At 67.6% G+C, this 14,376-nt stretch carries 18 protein-coding genes and 1 tRNA gene; 9 read left to right on the top strand and 10 right to left on the bottom strand.

Annotated elements, in window-relative coordinates:
- Positions 1–111 precede the first annotated feature (111 nt).
- Positions 112–1,527 carry a glutamate--tRNA ligase gene (gene gltX, locus AZC_RS11390; protein ID WP_043879248.1) on the top strand — a complete coding sequence of 472 codons (1,416 nt, stop codon included), beginning with the start codon at positions 112–114 and terminating at the stop codon, positions 1,525–1,527.
- A complete protein-coding gene (locus AZC_RS26365) occupies positions 1,524–1,871 on the top strand; it encodes a sulfurtransferase TusA family protein (RefSeq protein WP_012170725.1) in 348 nt (115 codons plus the stop codon). The genes gltX and AZC_RS26365 overlap by 4 nt, the downstream gene beginning before the upstream one ends.
- A 22-nt stretch (positions 1,872–1,893) precedes the next feature.
- Here AZC_RS26365 and AZC_RS11380 read toward each other — a convergent pair whose 3' ends face one another.
- Positions 1,894–3,060: a M20 aminoacylase family protein gene (locus AZC_RS11380; protein ID WP_012170724.1), complete on the bottom strand. Its 1,167-nt coding sequence runs from the start codon at positions 3,058–3,060 to the stop codon at positions 1,894–1,896.
- Positions 3,061–3,204: 144 nt separating this feature from the next.
- On the opposite strand from AZC_RS11380, the gene AZC_RS11375 reads away from it, so the two are divergent.
- A complete protein-coding gene (locus tag AZC_RS11375) occupies positions 3,205–3,414 on the top strand; it encodes a hypothetical protein (protein ID WP_043879247.1) in 210 nt (69 codons plus the stop codon).
- A 33-nt stretch (positions 3,415–3,447) separates the two neighbouring features.
- On the opposite strand, the gene AZC_RS11370 is transcribed toward AZC_RS11375, so the two are convergent.
- Positions 3,448–3,523, bottom strand: a tRNA-Lys gene (locus AZC_RS11370).
- A gap of 140 nt (positions 3,524–3,663) precedes the next feature.
- On the opposite strand from AZC_RS11370, the gene AZC_RS11365 reads away from it, so the two are divergent.
- The 3 genes from AZC_RS11365 (at position 3,664) to AZC_RS11355 (ending at position 6,032) form a co-directional block, all read left to right on the top strand.
- Entirely contained in the window at positions 3,664–4,152 is a 489-nt protein-coding gene (locus AZC_RS11365) for a hypothetical protein (RefSeq protein WP_043879246.1), read from the top strand.
- A gap of 330 nt (positions 4,153–4,482) precedes the next feature.
- Positions 4,483–5,463 (top strand): aldo/keto reductase, encoded by a 981-nt coding sequence (locus tag AZC_RS11360; RefSeq protein ID WP_012170721.1) that lies wholly within the window; start codon positions 4,483–4,485, stop codon positions 5,461–5,463.
- A gap of 203 nt (positions 5,464–5,666) precedes the next feature.
- Complete coding sequence (locus tag AZC_RS11355) at positions 5,667–6,032, top strand: hypothetical protein (RefSeq protein ID WP_012170720.1); 366 nt, start codon at positions 5,667–5,669, stop codon at positions 6,030–6,032.
- A 57-nt stretch (positions 6,033–6,089) separates the two neighbouring features.
- Here AZC_RS11355 and AZC_RS11350 read toward each other — a convergent pair whose 3' ends face one another.
- From AZC_RS11350 to AZC_RS11330, 5 genes are all read right to left on the bottom strand, one after another.
- Positions 6,090–6,809, bottom strand: coding sequence for a histidine phosphatase family protein (locus AZC_RS11350; RefSeq protein WP_043879245.1), 720 nt, complete (start codon positions 6,807–6,809; stop codon positions 6,090–6,092).
- A gap of 145 nt (positions 6,810–6,954) precedes the next feature.
- Positions 6,955–7,419 carry a 30S ribosomal protein S9 gene (rpsI, locus tag AZC_RS11345; protein WP_012170718.1) on the bottom strand — a complete coding sequence of 155 codons (465 nt, stop codon included), beginning with the start codon at positions 7,417–7,419 and terminating at the stop codon, positions 6,955–6,957.
- A 2-nt stretch (positions 7,420–7,421) separates the two neighbouring features.
- Positions 7,422–7,883 carry a 50S ribosomal protein L13 gene (gene rplM / locus AZC_RS11340; RefSeq protein WP_012170717.1) on the bottom strand — a complete coding sequence of 154 codons (462 nt, stop codon included), beginning with the start codon at positions 7,881–7,883 and terminating at the stop codon, positions 7,422–7,424.
- A gap of 192 nt (positions 7,884–8,075) precedes the next feature.
- Positions 8,076–8,663, bottom strand: a complete 588-nt coding sequence (locus tag AZC_RS11335) for an NAD(P)H-dependent oxidoreductase (protein WP_012170716.1) — start codon at positions 8,661–8,663, stop codon at positions 8,076–8,078.
- Between the two features lie 67 nt (positions 8,664–8,730).
- Positions 8,731–9,171, bottom strand: a complete 441-nt coding sequence (locus AZC_RS11330; protein WP_043879244.1) for a PaaI family thioesterase — start codon at positions 9,169–9,171, stop codon at positions 8,731–8,733.
- A gap of 126 nt (positions 9,172–9,297) precedes the next feature.
- Here AZC_RS11330 and AZC_RS11325 point away from each other — a divergent pair, with 126 nt between their 5' ends.
- Positions 9,298–10,098 (top strand): enoyl-CoA hydratase, encoded by an 801-nt coding sequence (locus AZC_RS11325; protein WP_043879243.1) that lies wholly within the window; start codon positions 9,298–9,300, stop codon positions 10,096–10,098.
- 86 nt (positions 10,099–10,184) lie between these two features.
- On the top strand, positions 10,185–11,612 hold the full coding sequence (locus tag AZC_RS11320) for an ATPase (RefSeq protein ID WP_012170713.1): 1,428 nt from the start codon (positions 10,185–10,187) through the stop codon (positions 11,610–11,612).
- A 4-nt stretch (positions 11,613–11,616) separates the two neighbouring features.
- On the opposite strand, the gene AZC_RS11315 is transcribed toward AZC_RS11320, so the two are convergent.
- A complete protein-coding gene (locus AZC_RS11315; RefSeq protein WP_012170712.1) occupies positions 11,617–11,835 on the bottom strand; it encodes a DUF2842 domain-containing protein in 219 nt (72 codons plus the stop codon).
- A gap of 235 nt (positions 11,836–12,070) precedes the next feature.
- Between AZC_RS11315 and AZC_RS11310 the strand changes: the two genes are divergently transcribed.
- Positions 12,071–13,120 carry a COX15/CtaA family protein gene (locus AZC_RS11310; protein ID WP_012170711.1) on the top strand — a complete coding sequence of 350 codons (1,050 nt, stop codon included), beginning with the start codon at positions 12,071–12,073 and terminating at the stop codon, positions 13,118–13,120.
- A gap of 91 nt (positions 13,121–13,211) precedes the next feature.
- On the opposite strand, the gene AZC_RS11305 is transcribed toward AZC_RS11310, so the two are convergent.
- Both AZC_RS11305 and AZC_RS11300 read right to left on the bottom strand, forming a co-directional pair.
- The gene (locus tag AZC_RS11305; RefSeq protein ID WP_043879242.1) at positions 13,212–13,913 is read right to left on the bottom strand and encodes an LrgB family protein; all 702 of its coding nucleotides are present in this window, start codon (positions 13,911–13,913) and stop codon (positions 13,212–13,214) included.
- Entirely contained in the window at positions 13,906–14,301 is a 396-nt protein-coding gene (locus AZC_RS11300) for a CidA/LrgA family protein (RefSeq protein ID WP_012170709.1), read from the bottom strand. Before AZC_RS11300 ends, AZC_RS11305 begins: the two co-directional genes overlap by 8 nt.
- Positions 14,302–14,376 lie beyond the last annotated feature (75 nt).

The following is a 14,376-nucleotide window of genomic DNA, read 5'->3' as shown; positions in this document are numbered from 1 at the left end:
TGCTACACGGGCGCCTCGCATGCGCCACGGCTTCGTGCGCGTCGGCCTGCTGGCAGGCCTCACAGGGGCGTCTTGCCCACCCGCTTTCCTCCCACGTCCGGCCTTTACGAGATGTCGCAGATCGTCACCCGCTTTGCTCCCTCCCCCACGGGCTTTCTGCATATTGGCGGCGCCCGCACGGCGCTGTTCAACTGGCTCTATGCCAAGGCCAAGGGCGGCAAGATGCTGCTGCGGATCGAGGACACCGACCGCCAGCGCTCCACCAAGGAGGCCATCGACGCCATTCTGGAGGGCCTGACCTGGCTCGGCATCGATTGGGACGGGGACGTCATCTACCAGTTCGCCCGTGCCGAGCGGCACCGGCAGGCGGTGGAGGAGATGCTGTCCCGCGGCAATGCCTATCCCTGCTATGCGACGCCCGAGGAGCTCGACGAGATGCGCGAGCTCGCCCGCAAGGAGGGCCGCCCACCGCGCTATGACGGCCGCTGGCGCGACCGCCCGGCCTCGGAGCGCCCCACCGACCGCAAGCCGGTCATCCGCCTGCGCGCCCCGCAGGAGGGCGTCACGGTGATCGAGGATCAGGTGCAGGGCACCGTCACCTTCCCGAACAAGGATCTCGACGATCTCGTCCTGCTGCGCTCGGACGGCACGCCCACTTATATGCTGGCGGTGGTGGTGGACGACCATGACATGGGCGTCACCAACATCATCCGCGGCGACGACCATCTCACCAACGCCGCCCGCCAGACGCAGATCTACAATGCGCTCGGCTGGGACGTGCCGCGCATGGCGCACATTCCGCTCATCCATGGGCCGGACGGCGCCAAGCTCTCCAAGCGCCACGGCGCGCTGGGCGTCGATGCCTATCGCGACATGGGCTATCTGCCCGCTGCCCTGCGCAACTATCTGGTCCGCCTCGGCTGGAGCCATGGCGATCAGGAAATCTTCTCCACGGAGGAGATGGTCGAGCATTTCGATCTGGATCGCGTCGGCCGCTCCGCCGCCCGCTTCGACTTCCAGAAGCTTGAGAATATCAACGGCCATTACATGCGCGCCAGCTCCAACGCAGAGCTGTTCGACGCGGTGATGGGCCTGATTCCGCACCTGCCTGACGCCGAGCACCGCCTCGCCCGGCTGACGGACGCGCGCATGGAACAGCTGCGCGCGGCCCTTCCGGGGCTCAAGGAGCGCGCCAAGACGCTGACCGAGCTGCTGGACGGTGCCGAGTTCATCTTCGCCACCCGGCCGCTGCTGCTGGAGGAGAAGGCGCAAGCCGTGCTCACGGCGGAGGCGCGCGCCCATATCGCCGCCATGATCCCGCAACTTGAGGCGGCCGACTGGTCCGCCGCCGGCACCGAGACCGTGGTGCGGGCCTATGCGGAGCAGGCAGGCGTGAAGCTCGGTGCCGTGGCGCAGCCGCTGCGCGCCGCCCTCACCGGCCGCACCACCTCTCCGCCCGTCTTCGACGTCTTCGCCGTTCTCGGCCGCGAGGAAAGCCTCGCCCGCCTCAAGGACCAGACCGCATGAGGAGCGCGCTTCGCATGGTGGACAGCCCGAACAAGGATCGCGCGCCCGGTTTCGGCCGGCGCACCCCGGCCGCCGATCCGGTGACCGGCGAGCTCTATCTCGATCTCAAGGGCCTGAAGTGCCCCATGCCTGCCCTGCGCACGCGCAAGGCGCTGGCGGAAGCCGCCTGCGGCACGAGGCTTGTGGTCTCCTGCACCGATCCCATGTCGGTCATCGACATTCCGCATCTGGCGGCGGAGACGGGCAATGTCTTCGAGGGACGCGAAGTGACGGACGGCGTCATCACCTTCCGCCTGCGCAAGACCTGCGCGCCCAAGACTTCTGCGCCCAAGACCGGCCCGTAAGACGGGCGCCTGAAGCGCCCGCTTACAGCGGCAGGGCGCTCTCCACGAGGCGCACCCAGAAGGACGTACCGTAGGGAATGGCGGCATCATCGAAATCATAGCGCGGGTTGTGCAGGCCCGCGCTGTCGCCGTTGCCCACGAAGATGAACGCCCCCGGCCGGGCCTCCAGCATGAAGGAGAAGTCCTCGGCCGCCATGATGGGCGTCGTGTCCGCATCCACCTTGTCCGCCCCGGCTACGTCGCGGGCCACCCGCGCGGCGAAATCGGCCTGCCCGGGATGGTTGACGGTCGGCGGATAGCCGTCGATCCAGCGCAGCTCCGCACGGGCGCCGTAGGCCTCCGCGATCTTGGAGACGATCTCCCGCAGCCGCTGGCGCAGTTGATCGCGTACCTGCGCCTTCAGGGTGCGCACGGTGCCCGTGAGTTCCGCCTTGGGCGGAATCACGTTCTCCACCGCGCCGGCATGGAACATGGTGATGGACACGACCGCCGCCTCGAGCGGGTCCACATTGCGCGCGACCGCCTGCTGGAGCCCCATGACGATGGCCGAGCCCACCAGCACCGGATCGACGCCCCGGTGAGGTGCCGCCGCATGGGCACCGGTACCGTCCACCGTGATCTCGAGCCGGTCGGTGGAGGCCATGATGGCGCCCGGCCGCATGGCGAAATGGCCGACCGGAATGCCCGGCATATTGTGCATGCCGTAGATTTCCTCGGGGCGGAAGCACTCCAGCAGTCCGTCCTCGATCATCACGCGGGCGCCGCCCTCGCCTTCCTCGGCGGGCTGGAAGATGAGCACCGCCGTGCCCGCGAAGGCCCGCGTCTCGGCAAGATGCCGGGCCGCGCCCAGCAGCATGGCGGTGTGGCCGTCATGGCCGCAGGCGTGCATCTTGCCCGGCACCTTCGAGGCATGGGCCGCGCCGGTCTCTTCTTCCACCGGAAGCGCGTCCATGTCGGCGCGCAATCCGATGACGCGCCCCGCTCCGCGCTCGCGGCCGTGGATGACCGCCACCACGCCGCTGCGCCCGATGCCCGTCACCACCTCGTCGCAGCCGAACCCCCTCAGCTTCTCCGCCACGAAGGCGGAGGTGCGGGGCAGATCGAACATCAATTCGGGGTATTCGTGCAGTTCACGGCGCCACGCGGCGATTTCGGCGGCGGTTTCGGCAACGCGATTCAGAACGGGCATCTTGGGCTCCTGTCGAAGCCGGATCGTGGAACCGGGCCGGTATGGGGTCAAGCGCCGATGCTGCGATGCGGAAGCGCAGCGGGAACGGCTTGCCCTCCCTTCACGTTCCACCAGGGAACCCACGTGATACGGAGAGACACCAACATGTCCGCAGATCGCCCTTCCCCGCCCCGCGGCGCCGGCAAGGCCGCCGCTTTCATCGTCGCGACCGTCGCCTTCATGATGGTCGCGATCTTTGTCGGGCGGAACATCTACCACGCCGAGACGCTGGAGGATCAGCAGGCGGGCCACGCAGATCCGGCCGAGCGGCCCAAGGGGCCGAACGATCTGCAGACGCCGCCGCAGAATCGCTGAAGCTAGGGCGCCGCGTCGACTGTCTGGGAGAGATGGTGAGCCCGTCGGGATTCGAACCCGAGACCCCATGATTAAAAGTCACGTGCTCTACCGGCTGAGCTACGGGCTCACTTGAGCGAGCGTGGTAGGGCACGGCGGCAGCAGGGTCAAGGTGCCCGTTGTCCGGGCGGAAGCGCTGCTCCCAGAATCATGGGGGCAGCGCTTGCCCCTCGCTCCGCGGTGTGTGCGTTGGAGGAAGGATGATCGGTGATGCGTTTCGGGACGTGGCGTAGGACAGCCAAGAACAGCGGGCCGTTCAGCCTGCTCGGCGTATGCCTCGCGTTCGCTGTCGCCATTTCGCCCGCGCAAGCCGTGACCTGCGTGGTCAAGGGCGGGGACTTCGACTTCCAGAGCGAGGGGTTCGGAACCGTCTTCGGCCAGGGCACGCAGGCCAATGCGGATGCCGCCTATCGTGCGCTTGAAAAGGAGCTGGGCGATCCGGCCGCCTACAGCAGGCCCACCGTCTTCTACGCCAAGGCTGGCACCATCTCCCGTTACGAATGCACGGGAGAAAAGTGCAGCGCCCGCGAGATGCAGATGGCGTGGAAGTCCTGCTCGGACGGCGCAAAGAGCGTCGCGGAGATCTGCCTCCCGCTCGCGGTCGTCTACAACAAGCGCCTGTACTGCGTTCTCCAGCCCAATGCGCCCATGGAACCGGGCAAACCTTTCGCCCCCTACACGCCGCCGTTCAACAGGTAGCGGCCGCTATCGTCTGGCCTCTTGAGCCGGCCTCGCCCGTGCGGCCCGGACAGAACCGCAAGCGGCTCCGTCCAAACCCCACGGATGGAGGATCAGCCCCCCATGGCCTTTTCAGCCGCTTCCATCGCGTTTGCCTTCGGATTGGCGGCGCAATAGGCCTTCATCTTGGTGCCGAGGTCGGCGGCCGCACGCACGCCTCTGCCTTTCAGGCGGTACGACCGCACAAGCCCATTCGCGCCCGTAAAGAAAAATGCTCGGCTTTCCCCCAGCCGCGCGTATGGTCCCGTCCTGCCTTGCGGCGTCCGCCGCGCATGAAAGAGGCCATCCCACATGGATTATGTGAAGCTCGGCCGTACCGGCCTTGAAGTCTCGCGCCTTTGCCTCGGCTGCATGAGCTATGGGGCACCGAACCGGGGCACGCACCCCTGGTCGCTTCCGGAGGAGGAAAGCCGTCCCTTCATCCGCAAGGCACTGGAAGCGGGGATCAATTTCTTCGACACCGCCAACGTCTATTCCGACGGCACCAGCGAGGAGTTCCTGGGACGGGCGCTGCGCGATTTTGCCAAGCGCGAGGAGGTGGTGATCGCCACCAAGGTGTTCAACCGCATGCGCCCCGGCCCCAATGGCGCCGGTCTCGGCCGCAAGGCGATCCTGGCGGAGATCGACAATAGCCTGCGCCGCCTCGGCACCGATTACGTGGACCTCTACCAGATCCACCGCTGGGACTATGACACGCCCATCGAGGAGACGCTTGAGGCGCTGGACACCGTCGTCCGTTCCGGCAAGGCGCGCTACATCGGCGCCTCCTCCATGCATGCGTGGCAGTTCGCCAAGGCCCTGTTCCTGCAGGAAAAGCACGGCTGGACCCGCTTCGTGAGCATGCAGAACCTCGTGAACCTGCTCTATCGCGAGGAGGAACGGGACATGCTGCCGCTCTGTGCCGATCAGGGCGTCGGCGTCATCCCCTGGAGCCCGCTCGCCCGTGGCCGCCTCACCCGCCCGTGGGACGAAACCAGCGCCCGTTCCGAAACCGACGAATTCGGCAAGACGCTCTGGACCCGCACCGCCGACGCCGACCGCAAGGTGGTGGACCGGGTACGCGAGGTGGCGACGGCGCGGGGCGTGCCTGCGGCGCAGGTGGCGCTGGCCTGGGTGCTCCAGAAGTCGGTCATCACCGCGCCCATCATCGGCGCCACCAAGCCGGCCCATCTCGACGATGCCATCGGTGCCTTGTCGCTGAAGCTGGAGCCGGCCGAGATCGCGGCGCTGGAAGAGCCCTACGTTCCTCACGGCGTCATCGGGTTCAAGTGAGGCACGAGCCGCGGTCGCCCGGTGCTTTTCCGGCGACCGTGACCCCGCCACCACGGCGTCGGCGGAACCCTGCCGGCGCCTGACGCGCGGAGCCTGGGGACCGCCCCTGTCCACTGCCGCTCTCAACCACGATCCGATCGCTCGCTTGCGTCCCGGCACCGGCTGACCTAAGCGACTATGGGTGGCACATTCCGGGGGTTCGGATGTCGAAGGTTTGGTCTTTCACGGGTGCGGGTGCCGCGGGCGGCGCGCTGCTGTGCGCGCTCGGTGCCGTCGTGCTGCTGCCGGCCGATGCGGCGCGCGCCCAGAGCAGCAGCGGCTCCGTGCCCCATATCGAGATCCATCCCCGCAAGCCGGATGTGGTTCAGCTGCCGGTGATTCCGCAGGGCAGCTACCTCGATCCCGGCCCCGGCCCCGCCATCAAGCCGGACGTGCCGATCGGCGATGACCGCAACGAGGACTACGTGTTCCCGGCCGATCTCGGCGGTTTCGACGGAGCCTCGCCGCCCGGCGATCCGACCAGCGGCGGCGGCTGGAGCCCGCTCCCCGGCGATACGCCGAGCTTCTGAGCGGCATCTGTCAGATTGCGAAGGCCGGCATATTCGCCGGCCTTCTGCTTTTCGGTCTCACGGCTCGCAATCGGTCTCGCGCACGTCCAGCCCTTCCGGCTGGCCCCAGTCATTGTGCGGCAGGTCGGCATATTTGCCGGTGAAGACCTGCTTTTCCATCCGGAACGAGACCGGCACGGGATTGCCCGGCTTGTAATCGACGATCCAGAAATAGTCGTAGGTGTTGTCCGGCCAGGTCTCCGGGACCCCGGGAAGCTGGTCGAGATTGAGCGCCTGGCGCAGGGTGAGCGCGCGCCGCCCGGGCGGCAGCGAGGCATCGGCGATGTGGTTGTGCTCCCAGACCACCACCACGGTCTTTCCGTCGAAACGCGGATTGTTCAGCAGGTTCTCGGCCGCTTGCTTGGTGCGCTTGGCGAGATCACTGTCGAACAGCTTCGGCGCCTTGCCGACCGGCAGCACCGAATAGAAGGCCTGCGGCAGATCCCAGGAGTTGGCGAGGGGCGAGGCCGTCTCCACCGTATGGATGGAGATGGTGAAGATGGCTTCCGGCGCCGTGCCGGGGGCAAAGAAGCTTTGCTGTGCGTCACGCCCCAGATACTGCTCGACCAGCGCCCGTGCGCGGCGGCGGCCGATCTCGCAGAGCCGGTACGGGTCGGACTTCTCGCCGTGACGCAGGATGATGAGGCGCGCCGGCGTTGCCGCGGCCTCCGCGACGAAGCCGAACGTGGCGCCGCATGTGATCGCCGCGCCGACGGCGGCCGATATCAAGGCCCGCATCCCTCTTGATCCTCTCCAGCCCGATGGTGGCGCAGGAGAGCACGGCGGGAAGTGCGGCGCTACCGCATTGCGATTGCGTGCCAACAACAAAAAAGCGGCGGGGAGACCCCCGCCGCTTCGCAAAGCCGTAAAGCTCTTGGACCGATCAGCGCTTCGAGAACTGGAAGCTGCGGCGGGCCTTGGCGCGACCGTACTTCTTGCGCTCGACCACGCGGCTGTCGCGGGTCAGGAAGCCGCCCTTCTTCAGCGGGCCACGCAGCTCGGGCTCGTAGAAGGTGAGCGCGCGGGAGATGCCGTGACGCAGCGCGCCGGCCTGGCCGGAGAGGCCGCCGCCGGAGACGGTGCACACCACATCATAGGCGCCCTCGCGGGCCGCAGCCGCGAAGGGCTGGTTGATGATGAGGCGCAGCACGGGGCGGGCGAAGTACACCTCGACCGGACGGTCGTTCACGATGATCTTGCCGGTGCCGGGACGGACCCACACGCGGGCAACCGCGTCCTTACGCTTGCCGGTGGCATAGGCGCGGCCGAACTTGTCCAGCTTCTGGACGTGGACCGGCGCCTCGTTGGCGACGGAAAGAGCGTCGAGGGACGAAAGAACCTCGGCCATGGTCAGATCCTCACGTTCTTGCTGTTGAGGGCGGCCACGTCGAGGACGGTGGGCTGCTGGGCCTCATGCGGATGGGTCGGGCCCTTGTAGACGCGCAGGTTGCCGAGAACCTTGCGGCCGAGCGGACCACGGGCGAGCATGCGCTCCACGGCCTTCTCGATCACGCGCTCCGGGAAACGGCCGTCGAGGATGAACTTGGCAGTCCGCTCCTTGATGCCACCCGGGAAACCGGTGTGGTGGTAATAGACCTTCTGGTCACGCTTGCGGCCGGTGAGCACCACCTTCTCCGCATTGATCACCACGACGTTGTCGCCGGTGTCCACGTGGGGGGTGAAGGTGGCGCGGTGCTTGCCGCGCAGGCGCATGGCGATGACGGTGGCGAGGCGGCCCACAACGAGGCCGGTCGCGTCGATCACCACCCACTTCTTTTCGATATCGGCAGGCTTGGCCGAATACGTCTTCATGGATGCGTTTCCAAATGAGGAGGCCGGGTTGCGCAGGCATCTGCCGCGCGATCCGACGGTATGGGGCTTCTAACGGAGGCCCGCGCAACGGTCAACGGACACATGCGCATAATATACTATGTATTTCAATGGCTTATAAAAATGGTGCCATAACACCACCGGATAAGGCCTGTTTTTCCGGGCCTTTGCCGCTCACATCGCCCGTTCACCGAGCTGTCGCATCTTCAGCAGCCAGCCCTGCCGCTCCGCGGGCGTGGCCTGGTCCACCCGGCCGAAATAGGTGTGCCGCACGGGACTCATACCGCAGAAGGACAGGATGCCCTGATCGACGCTCTTGGCTCCATGGGCGGCGAAGAACCAGCGGTAGACGAAAGCGGGGGTTCCCATGGTGACGACGAGGCGTGCCGACCGTCCGGTGAGGAGCGCACTCGGGAAGGAATGATCGCCGGGCAGGAAGGCAAGGCCGGGACGCAGCAACTGCTCCAGGAACGCCTTCAGAAGCGCCGGCACGGTGCCAAGCCAGAGTGGAAAGAGCATGACGACGTGATCGGCCGCAATCAGCGCATCCCGCGCGGCATTCAGGCTCTCGGGAAGCGCATCCATCTCGAAGGCAGCCTGCGAGCGCAGCACCGGGAACTCCAGCCGGGCCACGTCCACGCGCATCACCCGATGCCCGGCCAGGGTCGCGCCCGCCGCATAGGCATCGGCGAGCCCGTGGCACAGATGCCCGCCGGCGCGGTCGGGATGCCCCTGAATGATCAGGATGGACTTGGACGCCATCGCTTTTGTTCTCCTCCGGGTTGCACCCGAGGATGGACAAACGCGACGTCAGGCACCTTGATCGAGGTCAGGAGTGGGCGGGGATGGAATAGGTCGCCACGCAGTGGGCGACGAGCTCATGGCTCTTGGAGGTGCGCAGGCCGATCTCGCCGACGGCGAGCCGCTTGCCCACCTTGATGAGATGCGCGTCCGCGATCACCGCACCTGGCTCGGGCTTGCGCAGGAAATTGATGTTCAAATTGGTAGTGACGGCGAGCGTGATGGGGCCGAGTTCGGCAAGCAGCGCCACGTACATGGTGATGTCGGCGAGCGCCATGAGGGCGGGACCGGACACGGTGCCGCCGGGACGCAGATGCTCCTTGCTCGCCTCCAGCCGGACGGTGGCTGCGCCGGGCGCAATGGCTTCAATGCGGTGGTGGCGGCCGGGACCGAACGACTGAGGGTATTCCCGGGCGAGGAATTCCTCCATGTCACTCACCGACATAGCGGTGCCGCTAACCGACAGCATCGTTCTTCCACTCCCTGTGTAGCTTACATATGACACGAGCAAGCTTGTTTGAAACCTGCATAAAGCGCAGCAATACCCCTACATAATACCGGGAGGACGGAAATGAGCGAAGCGTCTGCATCCGAAATGGAAGCTTCCTGGGGATTTATCCGACTACAGCGCGCATCCGGCGTTGCGATCCTCACCCTCGCCCGGCCGGCCAGCCGCAACAGCCTCTCCGACGGCATGATGGCCGATGTGTCTGGCGCGCTGACAGAATTGGCCGATGACGCCAGCGTTCGTGCCATTGTCCTGGACGCCGAAGGCCCGGTCTTCTCCGCCGGCCACGACCTGAAGGAAATTCAGGCGCATCGCAGCGACAACGATCGCGGTCGTACCTATTTCGAATCTGTTCTGGCCCGTTGCTCGGCGCTGATGACCCAGATCGTCCGCCAACCCCAGCCGGTGATCGCCGCCGTGGAGGGCATGGCGACCGCCGCCGGCTGCCAACTGGTCGCGAGCTGCGACCTCGCGGTGGCCGGGGCCGGCGCCCGCTTCTGCACGCCGGGCGTGAACATCGGCCTCTTCTGCCACACGCCCATGGTGGCGCTGTCCCGCTCCGTCGGGCGCAAGCACGCCATGGAGATGCTGTTGCTCGGCGAATGGGTCGAGGCGCCCGAGGCCCATCGTATGGGCCTCGTCAACCGAATCGCTCCGGCCGGCGAGGCGCGATCCTTGGCGCTGGAGCTCGCGCAGAAGATCGCCTCGAAATCGCGGGTCCCGGTGAAACTCGGAAAGGCCGCCTTCTATACGCAGGCCGAGATGGGCCTTGATGACGCCTATGCCTACGCGTCCCGCGTCATGGCGGAGAACATGATGGCACGCGATGCGGACGAGGGCATTTCGGCGGTGATCGGCAAGCGCACACCGCAATGGGAAGACCGCTGAGCGACAATTTACCCTTCATCAACCATGCAGGCGCACCCTGAAATCGGACGTCTCCCGCACTCTGGCGGGGACGCAGGAGCGCATGCATGGCCCTCGCCTGCGAAGAGCGGTTCGACACCGATGGCTCCCGGCAGGACACGCTCGTGCGGCGTGCCCTCTGGGCCGGCTGGATCGCGCTCGGTCTTCTCCTCGTCTGCACGCTGCTGCCCCTGCGCTACAGCGCCCGCACGGAGCTGACGTTCGATGCCGCCATGCCGCCGCCGACGGCGGTGGTGCGCGGCGTCACGCAACTGGTTCAGTCCCGCGCGGTGGCCTTCGACGTCACCCGGACCCTCGGCGCCCGCGACATGCGGCGTATCGCCGACCAGGCGGGGCTGCGGCTCACCGCCCTGTGGCGGCGCGCGGACGCCGATGACGGCGCCCTTGCCGCCCGCGCGGTCCGCGTGCTCGACACGGCGGTGCGCACCACCATCATCCAGGGCGGACGGGGCGTGGACATCACCGTCACCCTCGCGGATGCGGGCCTTGCCGCCCGCGTGGCCGATGCCTATGCGGGCACCCTGCTCTCCCTCGATGCGAGCGTGCGCGGCGGACTGGAAGGCGCGCACGATCCCGCCCCGCCCCTGCGCCTTGCCCATGCGGCACAGGCGAGTCGCCTGCCTGACATGCCGACGCCCGTGCCGGGGCTTCTCCTCGCCGGGGCCGGCGTTCTGCTCACGCTCCTGTCGCTGCACACCGGCCGCCGTGCGCCGCGTGCGGAGGGGCGTGTGGCGGAGGGCATCCTGCCGCGCGAGATTCCCACAGACCGCCGCGTCGCCTGGCTGCGCTCAGCGCTGGGGGACGGCCTCGGCCCCCATACCGCCATCGAGCGCCTCGTGGAGACGGTGGCGACCGCCGGCCAGAATGATCTGGTGGTGCTCACCTCCGAGGATCTGCCGGACCTCGCCGCCACCTGCGCGGTCGCGCTCGCGCGGCGCCTGGCGGAGGGCGAGGACCAGATCGTTCTCGTGGCCCTCGACGGCGAAGCGCCCGCCTTCGCCCATGTGCTGACCGACCCGCGCGCACCCGGCGTGGCCGAACTGCTGTTCGGCGTTGCCGGCTTCAGCGAGGCGATCCATCGCGATCCCGGCTCGCGGGCGCATCTCATCCCACCGGGCCGTGACAGTCTCGGAGGGCCGCGCGTGGTCGGCGCCGACCGGCTGCCGCTGATCCTCGATGCGCTGCGCCGAACCTATCGGCGGGTCATCGTGGCGGCGCCGCCGCTCGCCGGCACCGCCGGAGCGACCCGGCTGGCAGGCCTCGCGCCGCTGCTGATCGCCATTCATGAGGACATGGCCGTGCCGACCGCTGCGGTTGAGACCTATGACGTGCTGGCGGCGGAAGGCTTCACCAACGTGGCCATGCTGCCGCTGCGCCTGGATGCAGACGGCCAGCCGGACAGCCTCCCCTCGCCGCTCCTCCCCCGCCCTTCGCTCTCCGAGCCCCTTCGGGCGACCGCGCCGAAAGCCGCCTGACCGCTCAGGACGGGCGCGGACGATCGGGCCGCTCCATCCAGCGGATCAGCAGGCCGGCGGGGATCACCCAAAGCGTTCCGAGCAGGATGTAGCTCACCGTCTGCCACGCCCACGGCAGATCGGTCACGCGGCCCTGGGCCAGCGCCATGGCGCTCACCGCCCAGACGACCACCAGCACCAGCAGCAGGACCGTTCCGATCAACTTGCGCACCCGCTGACGCATGGCCCCTCCCCGTGCTCGTGAACAACATCACCGGCAGACCAAGGCTTTAGCCGGCATCCCTCAACTTCCACCGGCACATCAATACGGTCCTGACCGGCACCGATGCCGCCCGCCACACGGGCCTGTCATCGGCGGCGACCGCGCGCCGCCTTGCACGGCCCCTTGCTGCTCTATAACGGAACGCAGGGGGCAGGAATATCGAGGAGAAGGGAAACCGATGTCGCAGGCACAAGGCATGGCTCTCGCCGGCGCGCCTGTCGCGGCGCGGTCACCTCGCGCGGTCCAGGTCTGGCTCTATGCGGTGGCCGCCCTCATCGTGCTGATGGTGGTGGTGGGCGGCGCGACCCGCCTCACCGAATCCGGCCTCTCCATCACCGAGTGGAAGCCGATAACGGGCGCCCTGCCACCGCTCTCGGAGGCGGACTGGCAGGCCGAGTTCGACCGCTACAAGACCATTCCCCAGTATGAAATCCTCAACAAGGGCATGGGCCTCGAAGCCTTCAAGACCATCTATTGGTGGGAATGGGGCCATCGCCTGCTCGGCCGTGTCATCGGCCTCGCCTTCTTCCTCCCCTTCCTCTATTTCGCGCTGACCGGCGCCCTGCGCGGCACTTTGCTCGCCCGCTGCTTCGGACTGTTCCTGCTCGGCGGTCTTCAGGGCGCGGTGGGCTGGTGGATGGTGGCCTCGGGCCTCACGGAGCACACGTCCGTCAGCCAGTATCGCCTCGCCGTCCACCTGACGCTCGCGTGCATCATCCTCACCGCCATCGTTGCCGTGGCCCGCAGCCTTTCCCCTCTTGCTGCGCAGGCCCTGCCCGCTCGCGTGCGGCTGACGGCGCGTGTGCTGGTCGGCCTTGTCCTGCTCCAGATCTTCGCCGGCGGCCTCGTGGCCGGCCTCGATGCCGGCATGTCCTTCAACACCTGGCCGCTGATGGACGGCCATCTGGTGCCCGCCGCGGGCCAGCTCGGCGCCATGCAGCCGCTGTGGCGCAATCTCTTCGAGAACGCGATGACGGTTCAGTTCGTGCACCGGAGCATCGCCTATCTCATCTTCGCGCTGGCCTTCCTGCACCTTCTGGATTGCCTCCGCCTCGGCGGCACCGCCGCCCGCCGCGCCACGCTTGTGTTCGCGCTGGTGGCAGCTCAGGCGATGCTCGGCATTCTGACGCTGGTGCATATGGTGCCGCTCGATCTGGCGCTGGCCCATCAACTGGGCGCGACGCTGGTGCTCATCGCGGCCATGATCCACGCCAGCGACAGCAACCGCCGCCAGATCGTGGCCTGAGCCCAAGACGCAACAAACGAAACCGCCCGCGCAGCGGCACCTGCGCGGGCGGTTCTGCCGATCGGGGATCAGGCGGGCGCGGAGATGCGCCTCAGCCCATGACCATCGCCACGATCGGCGCCATGAGCAGATTGAAGCAGCCGGCGAGGATCATCACGAGGCCGGCGATGGACCCTTCTTCCGATCCCATCTGGTGAGCCTTGGCGACGCCTGCGCCATGGGCGCCCATGCCGAGCACGGCGCCACGGGCCAGCGAGGAGCGGACGGGCATGAAGCGTAGCAACGTCTCGCCGACCGCCGCACCGGTCGCGCCGGTGATGATGACGAAGACGGCGGTCAGTTCCGGCATGCCGCCGATCTCGCTGGAGGCCGCCATGGCGAAGGGCGTGCTGGTGGAGCGGGGCATGAGGCTCGCCCGCAGCACGGAAGGAATGTCCAGCCAGTAGGCGAGCGCAAAGGCCGTTCCCATGGCGGTGATGCTGCCGATGGCGACGCCCGCCAGCAGCACCGGCCAATGCTTGCGGATGGTGGCGCGGTGTTCATAGAGCGGAATGGCGAAGGCAACCGTCGCCGGACCCATCATCAGCGCCAGCCAGTGCGTGCCCTGGATGTAGGAGGCATAGCCCGTGTGCAGCAGGACAACGATGGCGCCCACGGCGACCGGCGTGAGCATCAGCGGCGACGACCACCAGGCCCGCGCCTTCTGATTGATGAGCCGCGCCAGCGCGTAGCAGCCGATGGTCACCAGCGACCAGAACAGCGCGCCCAGAAGGCTCTGCAAGGCATCAGGCATGACGGGCCTGCCAGCGGTAGCAGAGGTCCACGGTGAGGGCCGTGACCACCATCACCATGACCGTGCCGACGAAGATCACGGCGGCGATCTTGAGACCGACGGCACCGATGAACTCGCGGTGGTCGAGCACGGCGAGAACGGACGGCACGAAGAAGAGCAGCATTTCCGCCAGCAGCACCTTCGCGCCGCCGCCGACGCTCGTCACCTTCATCAGGCCGGTGCCGAGCAGCGTGAGCAGCGCCAGCATGCCGATGACGCCGCCGGGAATGGGCAGGCCCATGGCGCGCGCGGCCGTGTCGCCGAAGAACCAGAAGGCGCCGAGAACGGCGATCTGCACCGGGCGAGTGCGGTGCAGCATGGAGAGGCGGGTACTGAGGGAACGGGGCATGGGAAAACCATGTAAATGCTGGAAGGCGCCGGTTCATCCGACTTGCCTTGCACTTTACGTTGCAACGCATCATGC

This window comes from Azorhizobium caulinodans ORS 571 (genome assembly GCF_000010525.1).
Lineage (GTDB): Bacteria > Pseudomonadota > Alphaproteobacteria > Rhizobiales > Xanthobacteraceae > Azorhizobium > Azorhizobium caulinodans.
The sequence above is the reverse complement of the archived record's forward strand: the minus strand, read 5'-3'. Positions and strand labels throughout refer to the sequence as shown.